The sequence below is a fragment of the Streptomyces sp. NPDC048604 genome (assembly GCF_043199435.1).
GTDB lineage: Bacteria > Actinomycetota > Actinomycetes > Streptomycetales > Streptomycetaceae > Streptomyces.
Window position 1 is genome coordinate 304,377 of the sequence record NZ_JBICVX010000009.1, and the last position, 17,228, is coordinate 321,604.

The following is a 17,228-nucleotide window of genomic DNA, read 5'->3' on the forward strand; positions in this document are numbered from 1 at the left end:
CCGGGAATGCGTCGGGGTACTCAATTCCGCGCCTGAGTACGTACACACTGGGGTCATGGACTGGTGCCGCTACCGCTTCCGCAGCGTCTGGCAGCTCGCCGCCCCGCCGGACGCCGTGTTCGCCGTGCTGGAACGCGCCGAGGAGTACCCGCGCTGGTGGCCGCAGGTCCGCGAGGTCACCGCGGTCGACGATTCCACCGGCACCGCGCGCTTCCGCTCCTTCCTGCCGTACGAGCTCGTCGTCACCGCCGTCGCCCGGCGCCGCGACCCCGAGGCGGGGATCCTGGAGATCGGCATGAGCGGCGACCTCGACGGCTGGGCCCGCTGGACGCTCACCGAGCACGACGGTGGGACGCGGGCGGAGTTCGAGCAGGAGGTCGAGGTCCGCAGCCGGCTGATGCGCCTGCTCGCGGTGCCGGGCCGGCCGGTCTTCCGGTTCAACCACGCGCTGATGATGCGCGGCGGACGGCGCGGTCTCGCCGCCCACCTGCGGTCCGGTTGAGCAGCGCGCCCGCCATCGGTTTGAACCGAGGGCCGCAGGGCCTGTATGGTTCAACCCGTTCCCGGGCGATTAGCTCAGCGGGAGAGCACTTCGTTCACACCGAAGGGGTCACTGGTTCGATCCCAGTATCGCCCACCGGGAAAGGCCGGTCCGTCATCGACGGACCGGCCTTCTTCGTTCCCGGACGCGGCGCCGCCCGTCATGCCGCCGCCGCGATCTCCGGCCGCAAGGGCCACGCCGGATCGACCGCCTCCGGCGTCCCGTTCCGCGTGAACCACGCCTGCAGGCCCCGGGCCTGCGCCGCGTGCCACACCGCCTGACGGATGTGCAGCTCCGCCGGCGTCAGCCGGTCGAGCCGGGACGCGAACCGCCGCGCCACCGCCCGTACGACGTCCAGTGCCGCGACCGCGTCCGCCGCCGCCTCGTGCGCCCCGGTCAGCTCCACCCCGTATTCCGCGCACAGGTCCGTCAGCGTGCGCCGGCCCTTGCGGTACCGGTCCAGATGTTTGTCCAGGACCCGCGGATCGAGCACGCACAGCGGCACGTTCTCCATGTAGCGGGCCAGCGACGAGGCCCGGTGCCGGCGCAGCTCCCGGTCCAGGATCGTCAGATCGAAGGGCGCGTTCATCACCACCAGCGGACGGCCCGCCGCCGACTGCTCGGTAAGCGCCCGGGCCACCTCCTCCATCACCGGAGCCGGCCAGCGGCCGTTGCGCTGGAGGTGTTCGTCCGTCAGCCCGTGCACCTCCGTCGCCGCCCGGGGCACCGGGATACCGGGATTGACGAGCCATCGGGTGATGCGCGGGCGGCCGCCCGCGGTGTCCTGGACGACGAGGGCGGCGGACACGATCCGGTCCTGCTCGACGTCAACTCCTGTGGTCTCCGTGTCGAATGCGGCCAGGGGGCCCTCGTACCAGTGCGTCATCCCCGAACTCCTCGCACCTTGGCGGCAGATGGCGGCAGATGGGCTTGTCCCGCTGCCCGAACCGGTGATACCCGGGCCGTTTGCGCCGTACGCCGGACGGTCACAACACAGATGACGGGGAAGGGAATTCACTCATGGCCATCCCGCAGCCCGAACCCGGGGGGCCGTCCCGCACCGCAGGCACGGGCGGCGGGCTGCTGCCCCCGCAGCGGGACGCGCCGCTGCGGGGTTCGCTCGCCACCACCGCCTGCATGGAGACCCTCCAGGTGGGCTATCTGCACGCGGTCGCGGCGGCGGCGGGCTGTTCGCTGTCGCAGCCGTTTCCGGACAACGGCATCGACTGGCACGTGAGCCACAGTGCTCCCGGCCACGCCATTGACGACGAAGTGACCATCAAGGTGCAGCTCAAGTGCACCTACCAGCTCGCACCGCACACACCGGGCGCGGCGCCGCCGGCGTTCTCGTTCACCCTCGACAACGAGCACCTGGCCAAGCTGGCGCGGACCCCGGTCTCGGTGCACAAGATCCTGGTGGTGATGATCGCGCCCCGCAGCCAGGAGGACTGGCTGCGGGCCGGACACGACCGGCTCGACCTCAGGCACTGCTGTTACTGGATCAATCTGGCCGGCCACCCCGTCACGGGGCGGCGCCGGACCACCGTGCGGATACCGACCGCGCGGATCTTCGACGACCGGGCTCTGTGCGAGATCATGACCCGGGTCGGGGCGGGAGGGAGACCCTGATGCACTGGCCGATCGACGAACCCGAGGGTGGTTCCGTCCCCTTCAGGCCCCACCCTCCGGCCTCGGACGGCGACCCGGGGCTGCCGGACCCCGCCCGTGTGGACCCACTGGTCCTCGGAGCGCTCCTGGACCGGCACGGCTGGCGGCGGCGCGGCGGGGCCGCGGGCCGGTACGCCCGCTGGACCCCACCCGGGCCCGGCGGGCACCGCACCAGCCTGCTGGTGCCCGAGAGCCGGGCGTTCCCCGACTGCGAGGACCTGCTGAGCGAGGCGCTCACCGCGCTGGCCCGAAGCGGCACCCCGTCCGCGCGGGAGGTGCTGGTGGGGCTCGGACTGCCCAGCGACGAGATCCGCTGGACCCGTGACGTGCCGCAGGGCCCGTCCGGGGCGCTGACCTGGACCGCGCAGGAGCAGCTGCGCTCCGCCGCCCGGCAGCTGCTCCTGGCCGGCGCGCTGGCGGTGCGCGGCCGCGCCGGTTACTACGGCGGCCGGCACCGGCGGCAGGCCCAGGCGTCCCTGGAGCCCGTGGTGGTCGGCGCGGCTCCGGGCGGGCGCGGGCTCACCGCGTTCGTGCCTGTGGACGCGGGCCGGCCTCTCGCCGTACGGCTCTACCACGCGCTGTACGCGGCCCGGGAGGCCGTGGACTACCAGCGGGCCACCGGCGGCATGGAGGCCTTCGACACCGCCGTCCAGGCGGGCGTGAGCCGGGAGCTCACCGAGGCGCTGGTGGCGCTGGTGCGCGGCGCGGAGGGAGCCAGGATCGCGCTGTCCTGGGCGCCGGCGGCGGGCGCGCCGGAGGGCTGCGCGGCGCGGCCGGAGCCGGTGGAGTTCTCGCCCGGCGACCTGCCGGCCCTGCGGGAGGCGGGCGCGCGGTACATGAGCGACGAGCCGTCCGTACCGGTGCGGATCACCGGCGCGGTGGTGCGGATGCGCCGCGCCGGGGCCCGCGGCGAGGGCACCGTACGGCTGCGCGTGCTGGCCGGGGCGGAGGTCCCGCACGTCCGGGTCTCGCTCGACGAGGAGTCGTACCGGACCGCCGTCCACGCCCATCTGGTGGGCCTGCCCATCCGGGTCGTCGGCCGGCTGGAGCGCCGCGGCGGCTTCCGGCGGCTGACCGACGCCTCGGGCGTCGTCCCGGTGCAGGTGGACGACGCCGAGCGGGACCGGCTGATGAAGTCCCTGCACGAGAACCTCGACTTCTTCGAGGAGGCCTGCGGGGGCGACTGACCGGAGGCACGTTGGGGGAAACCGTTTCGCGGGCGGGGCCCCCGGCTCGGTACGATCGGCGACGACGCGGCACCTCGTCTCTGCCGCGGACCGCCGGCGCCGGCACCTCGTGTCTGCCTGCGCCCCGATGTATGGAGCACCTGTGTCTGAAGTCCGTGTGACCGTCCACAACGCCTCAGGATCCGAGGAACGGGCGGTGAGCGCGGGCACCACGGCCGGCGCCCTGTTCGCCGACGACCGGTCCGTCATCGCCGCCCGCGTCGGCGGCGAGCTGAAGGACCTCGCGTACGAGCTCGCCGAGGGCGACGCCGTCGAGGGCGTCGAGATCTCCTCCGAGGACGGCCTGAACATCCTGCGCCACTCGACCGCGCACGTCATGGCCCAGGCCGTGCAGGAGCTCTTCCCCGAGGCCAAGCTGGGCATCGGCCCGCCGGTCCGGGACGGCTTCTACTACGACTTCGACGTCGAGAAGCCGTTCACCCCCGAGGATCTCAAGGCCATCGAGAAGAAGATGCAGGAGATCCAGAAGCGCGGCCAGCGCTTCTCCCGCCGCGTCGTCTCCGACGAGGAGGCCCGCGAGGAGCTTGCCGACGAGCCGTACAAGCTGGAGCTCATCGGCATCAAGGGCGCGGCGTCGACCGACGACGGTGCGAACGTCGAGGTCGGCGGCGGCGAGCTGAGCATCTACGACAACCTGGACGCCAAGACCGGGGACCTGTGCTGGAAGGACCTCTGCCGCGGTCCGCACCTGCCGACCACCCGGAACATCCCGGCGTTCAAGCTGATGCGCAACGCAGCCGCGTACTGGCGCGGCAGCGAGAAGAACCCGATGCTCCAGCGCATCTACGGCACCGCCTGGCCGTCGAAGGAGGAGCTGAAGGCCCACCTCGACTTCCTCGCCGAGGCCGAGAAGCGCGACCACCGCAAGCTGGGCAACGAGCTCGACCTCTTCTCCATCCCGGACGAGATCGGCTCCGGCCTGGCCGTCTTCCACCCCAAGGGCGGCATCATCCGCCGGGTCATGGAGGACTACTCGCGCAAGAAGCACGAGGAGCACGGCTACGAGTTCGTCTACTCGCCGCACGCGACCAAGGGTGCCCTCTTCGAGAAGAGCGGCCACCTGGACTGGTACGCGGAGGGCATGTACCCCCCCATGCAGCTCGACGGCGGTACCGACTACTACCTCAAGCCCATGAACTGCCCGATGCACAACCTGATCTTCGACGCGCGCGGGCGTTCCTACCGTGAGCTGCCGCTGCGCCTGTTCGAGTTCGGCACCGTGTACCGGTACGAGAAGTCCGGCGTCGTGCACGGCCTGACCCGCGCCCGCGGCTTCACCCAGGACGACGCGCACATCTACTGCACCCGTGAGCAGATGGCGGAGGAGCTGGACCGGACCCTCACCTTCGTCCTGGACCTGCTGCGCGACTACGGTCTGAGCGACTTCTACCTGGAGCTGTCCACCAAGGACCCGGAGAAGTTCGTCGGCTCGGACGAGGTCTGGGAGGAGGCCACCGCGGTCCTCCAGCAGGTCGCCGAGAAGCAGGGCCTCCCGCTGACCCCCGACCCGGGCGGCGCGGCGTTCTACGGCCCGAAGATCTCCGTGCAGGCGCGCGACGCCATCGGCCGCACCTGGCAGATGTCGACCGTGCAGCTCGACTTCAACCTGCCGGAGCGCTTCAACCTCGAGTACACCGCCCCGGACGGCACCAAGCAGCGCCCGGTCATGATCCACCGCGCGCTGTTCGGTTCGATCGAGCGGTTCTTCGCGGTTCTCCTTGAGCACTACGCGGGCGCCATGCCGCCGTGGCTGGCCCCCGTCCAGGCGGTCGGCATCCCGATCGGCGACGCGCACGTGGAGTACCTGCAGGGCTTCGCCGCCGAGGCGAAGAAGCTCGGGCTGCGGGTCGATGTGGACGCCTCCTCGGACCGTATGCAGAAGAAGATCCGGAACCAGCAGCGCCAGAAGGTCCCGTTCATGATCATCGTCGGCGACGACGACATGGCCGCGGGCACCGTCTCCTTCCGCTACCGCGACGGCTCGCAGGAGAACGGCGTTCCCCGTGATCAGGCGCTGGCGAAGCTCGTCGACGTGGTCGAGAAGCGCGTCCAGGTGTGACGCGTTCCCCGCACACGCGGGGCTAGGCCCCCGGGAAATCCCCCGGGGGCCTCTTCTCGTCCTCCCTCGTGAACGTCTGGATCAGCCAGGACGAGAAGGAGCCCGTCACCGCCCCGAGCAGCGCGATCCCGCACGCCATCAGGCCCACGGCGATGGTCCTGCCGACCGGGGTCACCGGGGTCACGTCCCCGTATCCCACGGTCGTCAGCGTCTCGGCGGCCCACCAGACCGAGTCGCCGAACGTACGGATCGTGGCGCCCGGCGCCCCCCGCTCGCGCTGGTAGACGGCGAGCGCGCCCGCGAAGCCGAGCAGCGCGACCGTGAGACTCGAGTAGGCCATGACCCGGGCGTAGAGGGTGAGGCGCGGTTGGTCGCGGCGGCGCTGGACCCGTTCGTAGATCTTCACCATCTCCAGGGGCCGCAGCAGTGGCAGCAGCACGACCACCGTGCCCAGGAAGTGCGAGCGGACGAAGCGCAGCGGGCCGAGTCCGCTGAGCCGGAACCGCACCGCGTAGTCGACGACGAAGACCGCCCAGGCCGAGAGCGTGACCGCCAGGCACAGGTCCAGCCAGACCTGAGCGAGGTGGGGGGCCAGTACCCTGACCGCGTACCCGGCGAGATACAGCAGGGACGACACCATGAGCGGTGTTTCCATGCGGCGGTCCCAGCGCTCCTGCTTCTCCGACCGTGCGTCCATCCGATCAGCATCTCCGGCGGGGCCGGATCCGCCGCCCCGGCGACACGCTCCGAACGGGCGAAGCAATATGCTGCACAGCATGACGTTTGAGCCGGAGCACCAGAACGGAGTGGGGACGCAGGACGCGTTCCAGCGCCTGTGGACGCCTCACCGGATGGCGTACATCCAGGGGGAGAACAAGCCGAGCGGCCCGGAGGCCGGGGACGGCTGCCCGTTCTGCTCGATCCCGTCCATGTCGGACGAGGAAGGCCTCGTCGTGGCGCGCGGCCGGCACGTGTACGCGGTGCTGAACCTGTACCCGTACAACGGCGGGCACCTGATGGTGGTGCCGTACCGGCACGTCGCCGACTACACGCAGCTCGACACCGGCGAGACCGTGGAGCTGGCCGAGCTGACGAAGCGGGCGATGGTGGCGCTGCGGACGGCGTCGGGCGCGCACGGGTTCAACATCGGCATGAACCAGGGCGCGGCGGCCGGCGCGGGCATCGCGGCCCACCTGCACCAGCACGTGGTGCCCCGGTGGGGCGGCGACACGAACTTCATGCCGGTGGTCGGTCACACGAAGGTGCTGCCGCAGCTGCTCGCGGACACGCGGAAGATGCTGGCGGACGCCTGGCCGACGGACTAGCCGGTACGGACGGCGGAAGGCCGGGCCCGCAGCTGCGGGCCCGGCCTTCCCGCGTACGGTGAGGCGTCGTCCGTACGGTCAGGCGTCGTAGACGTCGGCCTTCTTCGGGCCGGGGTCCTGGATCAGACCGCTGAGGATGAGCGAGCGGTTGGCGAAGCGCTCGGTGTTCACGCCGTGGTCGTCGAGGACCTTGATGACGGCGGTGTGCACGGCCCGCATGACCGGGGTGGCGGCGCGGATCGCGTCGTCGGCCATGAAGCGGTGCCGCCAGGGCTTGTCGGCCCAGGCGTGCCGCAGGCCGAACGGCTCGGGCAGCACCAGCTTCCCGCCGAGGAAGTCCAGGACCGGCGGGAACCAGGTCAGCGGTGCGCGGACGGCGAGCCGGACCACCTCGTCGGTGTCCACCAGCGGCAGCTTGATCTCCCGGGTCTCCCAGAACCGGACGGTCTTGGAGACCTCCCTGGTCTTCGCGGCCGGCTTGGCGGTGAAGAGCGAGTGGACCGGGCCGAGGGCGTGCCCGGTGACCTCGACGCGCAGGGTGTGCAGCAGCGACGTCACGGTGATCATCATGGTGAGCACGAGCTGGCCGTCCCAGAGCGTGAACTGGACGCCGAGGTAGTGCCGGTTGCCGCTGCCGAACTGCTGGTCGTTGCAGATGCGCTGTATCTCGTGCGGCCGGACCTGGAAGGAGACGATGCTGTCGCCCTCCGGGCGGGCGACCTCGGCGGCGCCCTCGCCGATGGGGGAGACGATCCAGTGCTTCACGACCGGGGTGGGGAAACCGGTCTTGAGCGAGCCGCGCTCCAGGAGCTTGAGCTGGTCGTGGATCGGCCGGATCACGTCCCAGGCGCGGAAGTCGTGGATCTCCTTGCCCTCCTGGGCGACCAGGTCCTCGGCGAGGGTCCAGCTGCCCCAGCGGGTGCCCATGCCGAGTATCCCCTTGGGGCCGGCGTAGAAGACGACGTTGGACTGCTGCTCGGCGCTGAGCTTCTCCAGGTTCTGGCGGAGCTCCTCGGCGGCCTCCTCGCCGGGGTGCTGGGGGACCGCCTCGGGGATCTTCGCGGCGACGCCGCCGCCGCTGAGCAGTCCGTTCCAGCGTTCGCGCAGGTCGACGGCGGTGGACTCGCAGATCCGCTTGGCGAGCACCCAGCCGAGCGGCGGGGCGATCACCATGGCCCGTAGATAGATGCCGAGGACGCTGTCGACCGGCAGCTTGATCAGGAAGATCAGGGCGAGCAGGCCCATGCCGAAGAGCAGCGCGGTGCCCAGCGCGCCGGAGCGTTTGTCGGCGGCGCCCGCGAGGCTGCGGCGGAGCTGGATCACGCCGAGCCAGAGCAGCAGGCCGGGCAGGAACAGCACGCCGAAGAGCACGGTGACGAGGGTGAGTCTGATGTCGCGGCGGCGGCGGATGTTGGTGGCGGCGAGGCAGTGCTCGACCACGGGCTGGGGTTCGGTGCCGAAGGACTGGATGAGCGCCTTGCGGGCGCCGCCGAGCATGCGGACCTGGACGGCCCGGGAGAACGCCTCGCCGAAGTCGGGGCGGAAGAGGTCGTACCACTTGCCCTTCTTGACGGTGGACTTGTGCCAGTCGCTGTTCGCCTCGAGGATCTTGTCCATCGGGCCGTCGCGGTACGCGGCGGAGGCGAGCGCGAACGTCGCCGCCGTCTGCCCGTCCGACCCCTGGAGGGGGACCTGTGCCCCGGGTCCGTACACCTTCGTCATCGCCCCCATCGCCGCGTGCCCGCGTGGTCCTTCTGCGGCCTGTTCCCGGCCTGTTTCCCAACTCCCGCGCCCCGCACACCTGCTGAGCTGGGCACCCCAGCGTATCGGGGACTCGGCGGTCACGTCAGGTGACGGCCGGATGCCGCCGTTCCCGGCGGGCGGGAGACGGCGGCATCCGGCGACGCCGGCTCGATCACGCGGTGGCGTCGGCCTGTTCGCGCACCTTGCCCGCGAGTTGCGGCGGCATCGGTTCGTGCCGGGCGTAGCTGCGGTCGAAACTGCCGGTGCCGTGCGAGATGGAGCGCAGGTCGACCGCGTACCGGCCGATCTCGATCTCGGGGACCTCGGCCCGTACCACCGTCCGGCCCGGACCGGCCTGTTCCGTGCCGACGACCCGGCCGCGCCGGCCGGACAGGTCGCTCATGACCGGGCCGACGTACTCGTCCGGCACCATCACCTGCACCTCGGCGACCGGCTCCAGGAGGTGGATGGACGCGTCGGCGGCGGCCTCGCGCAGGGCGAGCGCGCCGGCGGTCTGGAAGGCCGCGTCGGAGGAGTCCACCGAGTGGGCCTTGCCGTCCTTCAGTGTGATCCGCACGTCGACCAGCGGGTATCCGGCGGCGACGCCGCGCGCGGCCTGGGCGCGTACGCCCTTCTCCACGGAGGGGATGAAGTTGCGCGGGACGGCGCCGCCGACGACCTTGTCGACGAACTCGATGCCGCTGCCGGCCGGCAGCGGTTCGACGTCGATCTCGCAGATGGCGTACTGGCCGTGCCCGCCTGACTGTTTGACGTGGCGGCCGCGGCCCGCGGACGGCGAGGCGAAGGTCTCCCGCAGCGACACCTTGTACGGGACGGTGTCGACCTGGACGCCGTACCGGGTGCGCAGCCGTTCCAGGACGACGTCGCGGTGCGCCTCGCCCAGACACCACAGGACGACCTGGTGGGTGTCCGGGTTCTGCTCCAGGCGCATCGTGGGGTCCTCGGCGACCAGTCGGGCCAGGCCCTGGGAGAGCCGGTCCTCGTCGGCCTTGCTGTGCGCCTGGACGGCCATGGGCAGCAGCGGGTCGGGCATCCGCCACGGTTCCATCAGGAGCGGGTCGTCCTTGGCGGAGAGGGTGTCGCTGGTCTCGGCGCGGCCGAGTTTGGCGACGCAGGCGAGGTCGCCGGCGATGCAGTGCGCGAGCATGCGCTGCTGTTTGCCGAAGGGGGAGGTGAGCGCGCCGACGCGTTCGTCCACGTCGTGGTCCTCGTGGCCGCGGTCGGTGAGCCCGTGGCCGGAGACGTGCACGGTCTCGTCGGGGCGCAGGGTGCCGGAGAACACCCGGACCATCGAGATCCGGCCGACGTACGGGTCGGAGGCGGTCTTGACCACCTCGGCGACGAGCGGGCCGTCGGGGTCGCAGGCCAGCGGCGGCCGGGGCGCTCCGCCGGGGGTGGTGACGGCGGGGGCCTCGCGTTCCAGCGGGCTGGGGAAGCCGCCGGTGATCAGTTCCAGGAGTTCGACGGTGCCGAGGCCCTGGCGGCCGCCGTCGGTGGCGGGGGCGGCGGCGAGCACGGGGTGGAAGGTGCCGCGGGCGACGGCCTTCTCCAGGTCGTCGACGAGGGTCTTGAGGTCGATGTCCTCGCCGCCGAGGTAGCGGTCCATCAGGGTCTCGTCCTCGCTCTCGGCGATGATCCCCTCGATGAGCCGGTTGCGGGCCTCCTCCAGGACGGGGCGCTGGGTGTCGTCGGGCGGGTTCTCCGCGCGTTCGCCGGCGGAGTAGTCGTAGATCCTCCGGGTCAGCAGGCCGACCAGGCCGGTGGCGGGGGCGTGCCCGTCGGGGGCCTCGGGGCCGTGCACGGGCAGGTAGAGAGGCAGGACGGCGTCGGGGTCGTCGCCGCCGAAGAGTTCTCCGCAGACCTCGGTGAGCCGGTCGTATCCGGTGCGGGCGGTGTCCAGGTGGGTGACGACGATGGCGCGGGGCATGCCGACGGCCGCGCACTCCTCCCACACCATGCGGGTGGCGGCGGGCACGGCGTCGGCCTCCTGGGCCGCCGAGACGACGAAGAGGGCCGCGTCCGCGGCGCGCAGACCGGCCCTCAGCTCCCCGACGAAGTCGGCGTACCCGGGGGTGTCGAGGAGATTTATCTTGTACCCGCCCCATTCCAGGGGGACGAGGGAGAGCTGTACGGACCGGTGCTGGCGGTGCTCGATCTCGTCGTAGTCGGAGATCGTGCCGCCGTCCTCGACCCGGCCGGCCCGGTTGACCGCTCCGGCGGCCAGCGCGAGGGCCTCGACGAGGGTTGTTTTTCCCGAACCGCTGTGGCCGACCAGCACCACGTTCCGTACCGCCGAAGGCCGGTCGGCCGTAGGCGCCCTGCCGGCGGCTCCGGGCTGTGCGTTCGCTTTGTCGCCCATGACTGTTCCTCCCGACTGCTCGCACGCGAGGTGGGACGCGGGCGTGGGGAGTGCGGGGCAGCTCCGGCGACGGCCCGCGATGGTCCTTCGAGCTTTGCACTGCTGTCACGGTGCGTCCATACGTCGTACGCCGGGGCCGCCGCGCGAGGGTCGGACGGCGGTCGCGCGGGGGCCCCGCGGCGGTCGCGAGGCGGCCGCGGGAGCGACGCCGCGCGCCGTGCCGGGTGCGCGGCCCTGCGCCCGTACCCGCGTGGCTACGATGGGCCAGCCGGTGGCCACTGGGGCCGCGGCCTGCCACCCCCCTTGGGAAGAGGCTCGAAGGCCATGCTGAACAAGTACGCGCGTGCGTTTTTCACGCGTGTCCTCACACCGTTCGCCGCGTTTCTGCTCCGCAAGGGGGTGAGCCCCGACGCGGTGACGCTCGTCGGCACGGCCGGAGTCGTGGCGGGCGCGCTGGTCTTCTACCCCCGGGGCGAGTTCTTCTGGGGCACGATCGTCATCACGCTGTTCGTGTTCTCGGACCTGGTCGACGGGAACATGGCCCGCCAGGCCGGGACCTCCAGCCGCTGGGGCGCGTTCCTGGACTCGACCCTGGACCGGGTCGCGGACGGCGCGATCTTCGGCGGCTTCGCGCTCTGGTACGCCGGCGGCGGCGACGACAACGTGCTCTGCGCGGTCTCCATCTTCTGCCTCGCCAGCGGTCAGGTCGTCTCGTACACCAAGGCGCGCGGCGAGTCGATCGGGCTTCCGGTCGCGGTGAACGGCTTGGTCGAGCGGGCCGAGCGGCTGGTGATCTCGCTGGTCGCGGCCGGTCTCGCGGGGCTGCACGCATTCGGCGTGCCGGGGATCGACGTGCTGCTCCCGATCGCCCTGTGGATCGTGGCCGTGGGCTCCGCGGTGACCCTGGGGCAGCGGGTGGTCACGGTACGGCGGGAGGCCGCGGAGGCCGACGCGGCCGCCGCGCAGGGGAGCGAGGCGACGTCATGAGCGGTGCGAAGGACTGGCTGACGGACGCCCTGTACGGGCTCGGCTGGGCCACGGTCAAGAAGTTGCCCGAGCCGGTGGCGGCGGGCCTCGGCCGGAGGATCGCGGACACCGCGTGGAAGCGGCGCGGCAAGAGCGTGCTGCGGCTGGAGTCCAACCTGGCGCGGGTCGTCCCGGACGCCACGCCGGAGCGGCTGGCCGAGCTGTCGAAGGCCGGGATGCGCTCCTACATGCGGTACTGGATGGAATCCTTCCGGCTGCCCACATGGAGCCAGGAGCGGGTCGACGGCGGCTTCGACATCAAGGGCGTGCACCACCTGACGGACGGGCTGGCCTCCGGTCGCGGCGTCATACTCGCGCTGCCGCACCTGGCGAACTGGGACCTGGCCGGGGTGTGGGTGACCCGCTCCCTCGGCGTGCCGTTCACCACGGTCGCCGAGCGGCTGAAGCCGGAGTCGCTGTACGACCGGTTCGTCGCGTACCGCGAGTCGCTGGGCATGGAGGTGCTGCCGCACACCGGCGGCTCCGCGTTCGGGACGCTGGCGCGGCGGCTGCGCGCCGGAGGCCTGGTCTGCCTGGTCTCCGACCGCGACCTGTCCGCCTCGGGCGTCGAGGTGAAGTTCTTCGGCGAGACGGCGCGGATGCCCGCCGGGCCGGCGATGCTCGCCCAACAGACCGGCGCGCTGCTGCTGCCGGTGACGCTCTGGTACGACGAGACGCCGGTCATGAAGGGGCGGATCCACCCGCCCGTCGAGGTGCCCGAGACAGGCGACCGGGCCGAGAAGACGTCCGTCATGGCACAGGCGCTGGCCGACGCCTTCGCCACCGGCATCGCGGACCACCCGGAAGACTGGCACATGCTGCAACGACTGTGGCTCGCCGACCTCGAGGAACGACCCCCGGGGAGCGACGCGTGAAGATCGGCATCGTCTGCCCGTACTCCTGGGACGTACCGGGCGGCGTCCAGTTCCACATCCGGGACCTCGCGGAGCACCTGATCCGGCTCGGACACGAGGTGTCGGTGCTCGCCCCGGCCGACGACGAGACGCCGCTGCCGCCGTACGTGGTCTCGGCGGGGCGCGCCGTGCCCGTGCCGTACAACGGCTCGGTGGCCCGGCTGAACTTCGGCTTCCTTTCGGCGGCGCGGGTACGGCGCTGGCTGCACGAGGGCACCTTCGACGTCATCCACATCCACGAGCCGGGCTCGCCCTCGCTGGGGCTGCTGGCCTGCTGGGCCGCACAGGGCCCGATCGTGGCCACCTTCCACACCTCGAACCCGCGCTCGCGGGCGATGGTGGCGGCGTACGCGATCCTGCAGGCGGCGCTGGAGAAGATCAGCGCACGGATCGCGGTGAGCGAGTACGCGCGGCGCACCCTGGTCGAGCACCTGGGCGGCGACGCGGTGGTCATCCCCAACGGCGTCGACGTGGACTTCTTCGCGCAGGCCGAGCCGAAGGAGGAGTGGCAGGGCGGAACGCTGGGCTTCATCGGCCGTATCGACGAGCCGAGGAAGGGCCTGCCGGTCCTGATGAAGGCGCTGCCGCGGATCCTCACGGAGCGGCCGGACACCAGGCTGCTGGTGGCCGGGCGCGGCGACGAGGAGGAGGCGGTGGCCTCCCTGCCCGTGGACATGCGCTCGCGGGTGGAGTTCCTCGGGATGGTCAGCGACGAGGACAAGGCGCGGCTGCTGCGGAGCGTGGACGTGTACGTCGCGCCCAACACCGGCGGCGAGAGCTTCGGGATAATCCTGGTCGAGGCGCTGTCGGCGGGCGCACCGGTGCTCGCCTCCGACCTGGACGCGTTCGCGCAGGTCCTGGACCAGGGCGCGGCCGGCGAGCTGTTCGCCAACGAGAACGCCGACGCGCTGGCCGAGGCGGCGATCCGGCTGCTCGGCGACGAGCAGCGCCGCACCGAGCTGCGCAAGCGCGGCAGCGCGCATGTGCGCCGCTTCGACTGGTCGACGGTCGGCGCGGACATCCTCGCGGTCTACGAGACGGTCACGGACGGCGCCGCGTCGGTCGCCGCGGACGAACGCACGGGCCTGCGCGCCCGCTGGGGCCTGGCGCGGGACTAGGCGCGGGACTCGCGGGCGAGCGGCGGGACTAGGCGGCGCGGGGCGGGCCGGGCGGGCCGGTAGCCTTGCCCGCCGTGACCGCAACGTTGATCTGGATTCTTGTCGGGCTCGTCGCCATCGGCCTGTACCTCAGCTGGACCGCCGGGCGGCTCGACCGGCTGCACGCGCGGATCGACGCCGCGCGGGCCGCGCTCGACGCGCAGTTGCTGCGCCGCGCCTCGGTGGCGCAGGAGCTGGCCACCTCCGGGGTGCTGGATCCGGCGGCGTCGATCGTGCTGTACGAGGCCGCGCACGCCGCCCGTCAGGCCGACGAGGACCAGCGCGAGGTCGCGGAGAGTGAGCTCAGCCAGGCGCTGCGGGCGGTCTTCGGCGAGGCGGGCCAGGTCGAGGTGGTCCGCGAGGCGCCCGGCGGCGAGGCCGCCGCCGAGGAACTGGCGCAGGCCGTCCGCCGGGTCCCGATGGCCCGCCGGTTCCACAACGACGCGGTCCGCGCCGCCCGTGCCCTGCGCCGGCACCGCAAGGTCCGCTGGTTCCGGCTCGCAGGCCACGCTCCGTTTCCGCTGGCCTTCGAAATGGACGACGAACCGCCCATCGCGCTTGCGGATCGCCCGGCCTGACCCGTCTCAGCCTTCGGAATTCGCGAAAACGAGCCACGGGGTCCACATTGGCCCTTGATGTGGCCCCCTGGTGGCCGGTTTCCTACTCTCGTCAACCCCGTTGTCATGAGTGAGGTACCCGTGTCCACCACGCCTTCCAGCACCCCGCAGTCCCCCGAGACCGGCACCGCCCGCGTCAAGCGCGGCATGGCCGAGCAGCTCAAGGGCGGCGTGATCATGGACGTCGTCAACGCCGAGCAGGCGAAGATCGCCGAGGACGCCGGCGCCGTGGCCGTCATGGCCCTGGAGCGGGTCCCCGCGGACATCCGCAAGGACGGCGGCGTGGCCCGCATGTCGGACCCGAACATGATCGAGGAGATCATCGACGCGGTCTCGATCCCGGTCATGGCCAAGTCCCGCATCGGCCACTTCGTCGAGGCCCAGGTCCTGCAGTCGCTCGGCGTCGACTACATCGACGAGTCCGAGGTCCTCACCCCGGCCGACGAGATCAACCACTCCGACAAGTGGGCCTTCACCACCCCCTTCGTCTGCGGCGCCACCAACCTGGGCGAGGCCCTGCGCCGTATCGCCGAGGGCGCGGCCATGATCCGCTCCAAGGGCGAGGCCGGCACCGGCAACGTCGTCGAGGCCGTCCGCCACCTGCGCCAGATCAAGAACGAGATCGCCAAGCTGCGCGGCTTCGACAACAACGAGCTGTACGCCGCCGCCAAGGAGCTGCGTGCCCCGTACGAGCTCGTCAAGGAGGTCTCCGAGCTCGGCAAGCTGCCGGTCGTGCTGTTCTCCGCCGGTGGCGTCGCCACCCCGGCCGACGCCGCGCTGATGCGCCAGCTCGGCGCCGAGGGCGTCTTCGTCGGCTCGGGCATCTTCAAGTCCGGCGACCCGGCCAAGCGCGCCGCCGCCATCGTGAAGGCCACCACCTTCTACGACGACCCGAAGATCATCGCGGACGCCTCCCGCAACCTGGGCGAGGCCATGGTCGGCATCAACTGCGACACCCTGCCCGAGGCCGAGCGCTACGCGAACCGGGGCTGGTAAGCACCGATGAGCAGCACCCCCGTGATCGGTGTCCTGGCCCTCCAGGGCGACGTCCGGGAGCACCTGATCGCCCTGGCCGCGGCTGACGCCGTGGCCAGGCCGGTCCGGCGCCCCGAGGAGCTCGCCGAGGTCGACGGCCTGGTCATCCCGGGTGGCGAGTCCACCACCATCTCCAAGCTGGCCGTGCTCTTCGGCCTCATGGAGCCGCTGCGCGAGCGGATCGCCGCGGGCCTGCCCGTGTACGGCACCTGCGCCGGCCTGATCATGCTCGCCGACAAGATCCTCGACCCGCGCTCGGGCCAGGAGACCTTCGGCGGCATCGACATGATCGTGCGCCGCAACGCCTTCGGCCGGCAGAACGAGTCCTTCGAGGCCGGCGTCACCGTGGCCGGAATAGACACCCCCGTCGAGGGTGTCTTCATCCGCGCCCCCTGGGTCGAGTCCGTCGGCGGTACGGTCGAGGTGCTCGCCGAGCACGAGGGCCACATCGTCGCGGTGCGGCAGGGCAAGGTCCTCGCGACCTCGTTCCACCCCGAGCTCACCGGCGACCACCGGATCCACGGGCTCTTCGTGGACATGGTGCGCACGGGGCGGTGAGGCGACCCCGGTAAGATCTCTGGGGTTCGTTCAGAAATTGGTTACGCGAAGGAGACAGGCAGATGTCCGGCCACTCTAAATGGGCTACGACGAAGCACAAGAAGGCCGTGATCGACGCCAAGCGCGGCAAGCTCTTCGCGAAGCTGATCAAGAACATCGAGGTCGCGGCCCGCACGGGCGGCGCCGACCCCGAGGGCAACCCGACCCTCTTCGACGCCATCCAGAAGGCCAAGAAGAGCTCGGTTCCCAACAAGAACATCGACTCCGCGGTCAAGCGCGGCGGCGGCCTCGAGGCCGGCGGCGTCGACTACGCGACGATCATGTACGAGGGCTACGGCCCGAACGGTGTCGCGGTGCTCATCGAGTGCCTCACCGACAACCGCAACCGCGCCGCCTCCGACGTGCGCGTCGCCATGACCCGCAACGGCGGCTCGATGGCCGACCCGGGCTCGGTCTCGTACCTGTTCAACCGCAAGGGCGTCGTCGTGCTGCCCAAGGGCGAGCTGTCCGAGGACGACGTCCTCGGCGCGGTCCTCGAGGCGGGCGCCGAGGAGGTCAACGACCTCGGTGAGAGCTTCGAGATCATCAGCGAGGCCACCGACCTGGTCGCGGTCCGCACCGCGCTCCAGGAGGCCGGCATCGACTACGACTCGGCCGACTCCAGCTTCGTCCCGACCATGCAGGTCGAGCTCGACGAAGAGGGCGCGCGCAAGATGTTCAAGCTGATCGACGCGCTCGAGGACAGCGACGACGTGCAGAACGTCTTCGCCAACTTCGACGTCAGCGACGAGGTCATGGCCAAGGTCGACGCCTGATCGCGGCTTCTTCACGCAGCGGGCCGACGGGACACACCCCCTCGGGCCGCTGCGTTGTGAGTGGCAGGCGCTAGCCAGCCCAAAAAGATGTGCGGGGGGGGGGCGTGGGGGGGGGACTGGGGGGGGGCCCGGGGGGGGCCCGG

The 17,228-nt window shown here is 71.6% G+C and carries 16 protein-coding genes and 1 tRNA gene; 13 read left to right on the top strand and 4 right to left on the bottom strand.

Translation table 11 applies throughout. The features are described from left to right. Positions 1-55: 55 nt before the first annotated feature. Both ACGFMM_RS20830 and ACGFMM_RS20835 read left to right on the top strand, forming a co-directional pair. Positions 56-502 (top strand): SRPBCC family protein, encoded by a 447-nt coding sequence (locus ACGFMM_RS20830; protein WP_393647839.1) that lies wholly within the window; start codon positions 56-58, stop codon positions 500-502. Between the two features lie 63 nt (positions 503-565). Beyond that, positions 566-637: transfer RNA gene (locus tag ACGFMM_RS20835), tRNA-Val, on the top strand. A 64-nt stretch (positions 638-701) separates the two neighbouring features. Here ACGFMM_RS20835 and ACGFMM_RS20840 read toward each other — a convergent pair. After that, complete coding sequence (locus ACGFMM_RS20840) at positions 702-1,427, bottom strand: 3'-5' exonuclease (protein WP_393647840.1); 726 nt, start codon at positions 1,425-1,427, stop codon at positions 702-704. Between the two features lie 134 nt (positions 1,428-1,561). Between ACGFMM_RS20840 and ACGFMM_RS20845 the strand changes: the two genes are divergently transcribed. The 3 genes from ACGFMM_RS20845 to thrS all read left to right on the top strand — a co-directional run bounded on the left by ACGFMM_RS20845 (position 1,562) and on the right by thrS (position 5,515). Next, on the top strand, positions 1,562-2,170 hold the full coding sequence (locus tag ACGFMM_RS20845; protein WP_393647841.1) for a DUF4365 domain-containing protein: 609 nt from the start codon (positions 1,562-1,564) through the stop codon (positions 2,168-2,170). After that, positions 2,170-3,396, top strand: coding sequence for a hypothetical protein (locus ACGFMM_RS20850; protein WP_393647842.1), 1,227 nt, complete (start codon positions 2,170-2,172; stop codon positions 3,394-3,396). The genes ACGFMM_RS20845 and ACGFMM_RS20850 overlap by 1 nt, the downstream gene beginning before the upstream one ends. A 142-nt stretch (positions 3,397-3,538) precedes the next feature. Then, positions 3,539-5,515 (top strand): threonine--tRNA ligase, encoded by a 1,977-nt coding sequence (thrS, locus tag ACGFMM_RS20855; RefSeq protein ID WP_393647843.1) that lies wholly within the window; start codon positions 3,539-3,541, stop codon positions 5,513-5,515. Positions 5,516-5,537: 22 nt separating this feature from the next. On the opposite strand, the gene ACGFMM_RS20860 is transcribed toward thrS, so the two are convergent. Further along, a complete protein-coding gene (locus tag ACGFMM_RS20860; RefSeq protein ID WP_393647844.1) occupies positions 5,538-6,212 on the bottom strand; it encodes a potassium channel family protein in 675 nt (224 codons plus the stop codon). 67 nt (positions 6,213-6,279) lie between these two features. Between ACGFMM_RS20860 and ACGFMM_RS20865 the strand changes: the two genes are divergently transcribed. Continuing rightward, positions 6,280-6,840 (top strand): HIT family protein, encoded by a 561-nt coding sequence (locus ACGFMM_RS20865; protein WP_393647845.1) that lies wholly within the window; start codon positions 6,280-6,282, stop codon positions 6,838-6,840. A gap of 78 nt (positions 6,841-6,918) precedes the next feature. On the opposite strand, the gene ACGFMM_RS20870 is transcribed toward ACGFMM_RS20865, so the two are convergent. Together ACGFMM_RS20870 and ACGFMM_RS20875 are read right to left on the bottom strand one after the other, a co-directional pair. Then, positions 6,919-8,562 (bottom strand): hypothetical protein, encoded by a 1,644-nt coding sequence (locus ACGFMM_RS20870; RefSeq protein WP_393647846.1) that lies wholly within the window; start codon positions 8,560-8,562, stop codon positions 6,919-6,921. A gap of 193 nt (positions 8,563-8,755) precedes the next feature. Next, on the bottom strand, positions 8,756-10,963 hold the full coding sequence (locus ACGFMM_RS20875; protein ID WP_393647847.1) for an elongation factor G-like protein EF-G2: 2,208 nt from the start codon (positions 10,961-10,963) through the stop codon (positions 8,756-8,758). A 324-nt stretch (positions 10,964-11,287) separates the two neighbouring features. On the opposite strand from ACGFMM_RS20875, the gene pgsA reads away from it, so the two are divergent. The 7 genes from pgsA to ACGFMM_RS20910 all read left to right on the top strand — a co-directional run bounded on the left by pgsA (position 11,288) and on the right by ACGFMM_RS20910 (position 17,085). Then, positions 11,288-11,950, top strand: coding sequence for a phosphatidylinositol phosphate synthase (pgsA, locus tag ACGFMM_RS20880; RefSeq protein ID WP_393647848.1), 663 nt, complete (start codon positions 11,288-11,290; stop codon positions 11,948-11,950). Then, positions 11,947-12,864, top strand: coding sequence for a phosphatidylinositol mannoside acyltransferase (locus ACGFMM_RS20885; RefSeq protein ID WP_393647849.1), 918 nt, complete (start codon positions 11,947-11,949; stop codon positions 12,862-12,864). The genes pgsA and ACGFMM_RS20885 overlap by 4 nt, the downstream gene beginning before the upstream one ends. Beyond that, positions 12,861-14,021: a glycosyltransferase family 4 protein gene (locus ACGFMM_RS20890; protein WP_393647850.1), complete on the top strand. Its 1,161-nt coding sequence runs from the start codon at positions 12,861-12,863 to the stop codon at positions 14,019-14,021. The genes ACGFMM_RS20885 and ACGFMM_RS20890 overlap by 4 nt, the downstream gene beginning before the upstream one ends. Positions 14,022-14,095: 74 nt before the next feature. Continuing rightward, the gene (locus ACGFMM_RS20895) at positions 14,096-14,638 is read left to right on the top strand and encodes a hypothetical protein (RefSeq protein ID WP_393647851.1); all 543 of its coding nucleotides are present in this window, start codon (positions 14,096-14,098) and stop codon (positions 14,636-14,638) included. 120 nt (positions 14,639-14,758) lie between these two features. Beyond that, a complete protein-coding gene (gene pdxS / locus ACGFMM_RS20900) occupies positions 14,759-15,673 on the top strand; it encodes a pyridoxal 5'-phosphate synthase lyase subunit PdxS (protein ID WP_393647852.1) in 915 nt (304 codons plus the stop codon). Between the two features lie 6 nt (positions 15,674-15,679). Next, positions 15,680-16,270, top strand: a complete 591-nt coding sequence (gene pdxT / locus ACGFMM_RS20905; protein WP_393647853.1) for a pyridoxal 5'-phosphate synthase glutaminase subunit PdxT — start codon at positions 15,680-15,682, stop codon at positions 16,268-16,270. A gap of 62 nt (positions 16,271-16,332) precedes the next feature. Continuing rightward, positions 16,333-17,085 carry a YebC/PmpR family DNA-binding transcriptional regulator gene (locus tag ACGFMM_RS20910; RefSeq protein ID WP_393647854.1) on the top strand — a complete coding sequence of 251 codons (753 nt, stop codon included), beginning with the start codon at positions 16,333-16,335 and terminating at the stop codon, positions 17,083-17,085. Positions 17,086-17,228: the final 143 nt, after the last annotated feature.

Bases quoted from the DNA above. Each gene is read 5' to 3' on its own strand.
- ACGFMM_RS20830 (WP_393647839.1), top strand. From the start codon at position 56: ATGGACTGGTGCCGCTACCGCTTCCGCAGCGTCTGGCAGCTCGCCGCC.
- ACGFMM_RS20840 (WP_393647840.1), bottom strand. From the start codon at position 1,427: ATGACGCACTGGTACGAGGGCCCCCTGGCCGCATTCGACACGGAGACC.
- ACGFMM_RS20845 (WP_393647841.1), top strand. From the start codon at position 1,562: ATGGCCATCCCGCAGCCCGAACCCGGGGGGCCGTCCCGCACCGCAGGC.
- ACGFMM_RS20850 (WP_393647842.1), top strand. From the start codon at position 2,170: ATGCACTGGCCGATCGACGAACCCGAGGGTGGTTCCGTCCCCTTCAGG.
- ACGFMM_RS20860 (WP_393647844.1), bottom strand. From the start codon at position 6,212: ATGGACGCACGGTCGGAGAAGCAGGAGCGCTGGGACCGCCGCATGGAA.
- ACGFMM_RS20865 (WP_393647845.1), top strand. From the start codon at position 6,280: ATGCTGCACAGCATGACGTTTGAGCCGGAGCACCAGAACGGAGTGGGG.
- ACGFMM_RS20870 (WP_393647846.1), bottom strand. From the start codon at position 8,562: ATGACGAAGGTGTACGGACCCGGGGCACAGGTCCCCCTCCAGGGGTCG.
- ACGFMM_RS20875 (WP_393647847.1), bottom strand. From the start codon at position 10,963: ATGGGCGACAAAGCGAACGCACAGCCCGGAGCCGCCGGCAGGGCGCCT.
- pgsA (WP_393647848.1), top strand. From the start codon at position 11,288: ATGCTGAACAAGTACGCGCGTGCGTTTTTCACGCGTGTCCTCACACCG.
- ACGFMM_RS20885 (WP_393647849.1), top strand. From the start codon at position 11,947: ATGAGCGGTGCGAAGGACTGGCTGACGGACGCCCTGTACGGGCTCGGC.
- pdxT (WP_393647853.1), top strand. From the start codon at position 15,680: ATGAGCAGCACCCCCGTGATCGGTGTCCTGGCCCTCCAGGGCGACGTC.
- ACGFMM_RS20910 (WP_393647854.1), top strand. From the start codon at position 16,333: ATGTCCGGCCACTCTAAATGGGCTACGACGAAGCACAAGAAGGCCGTG.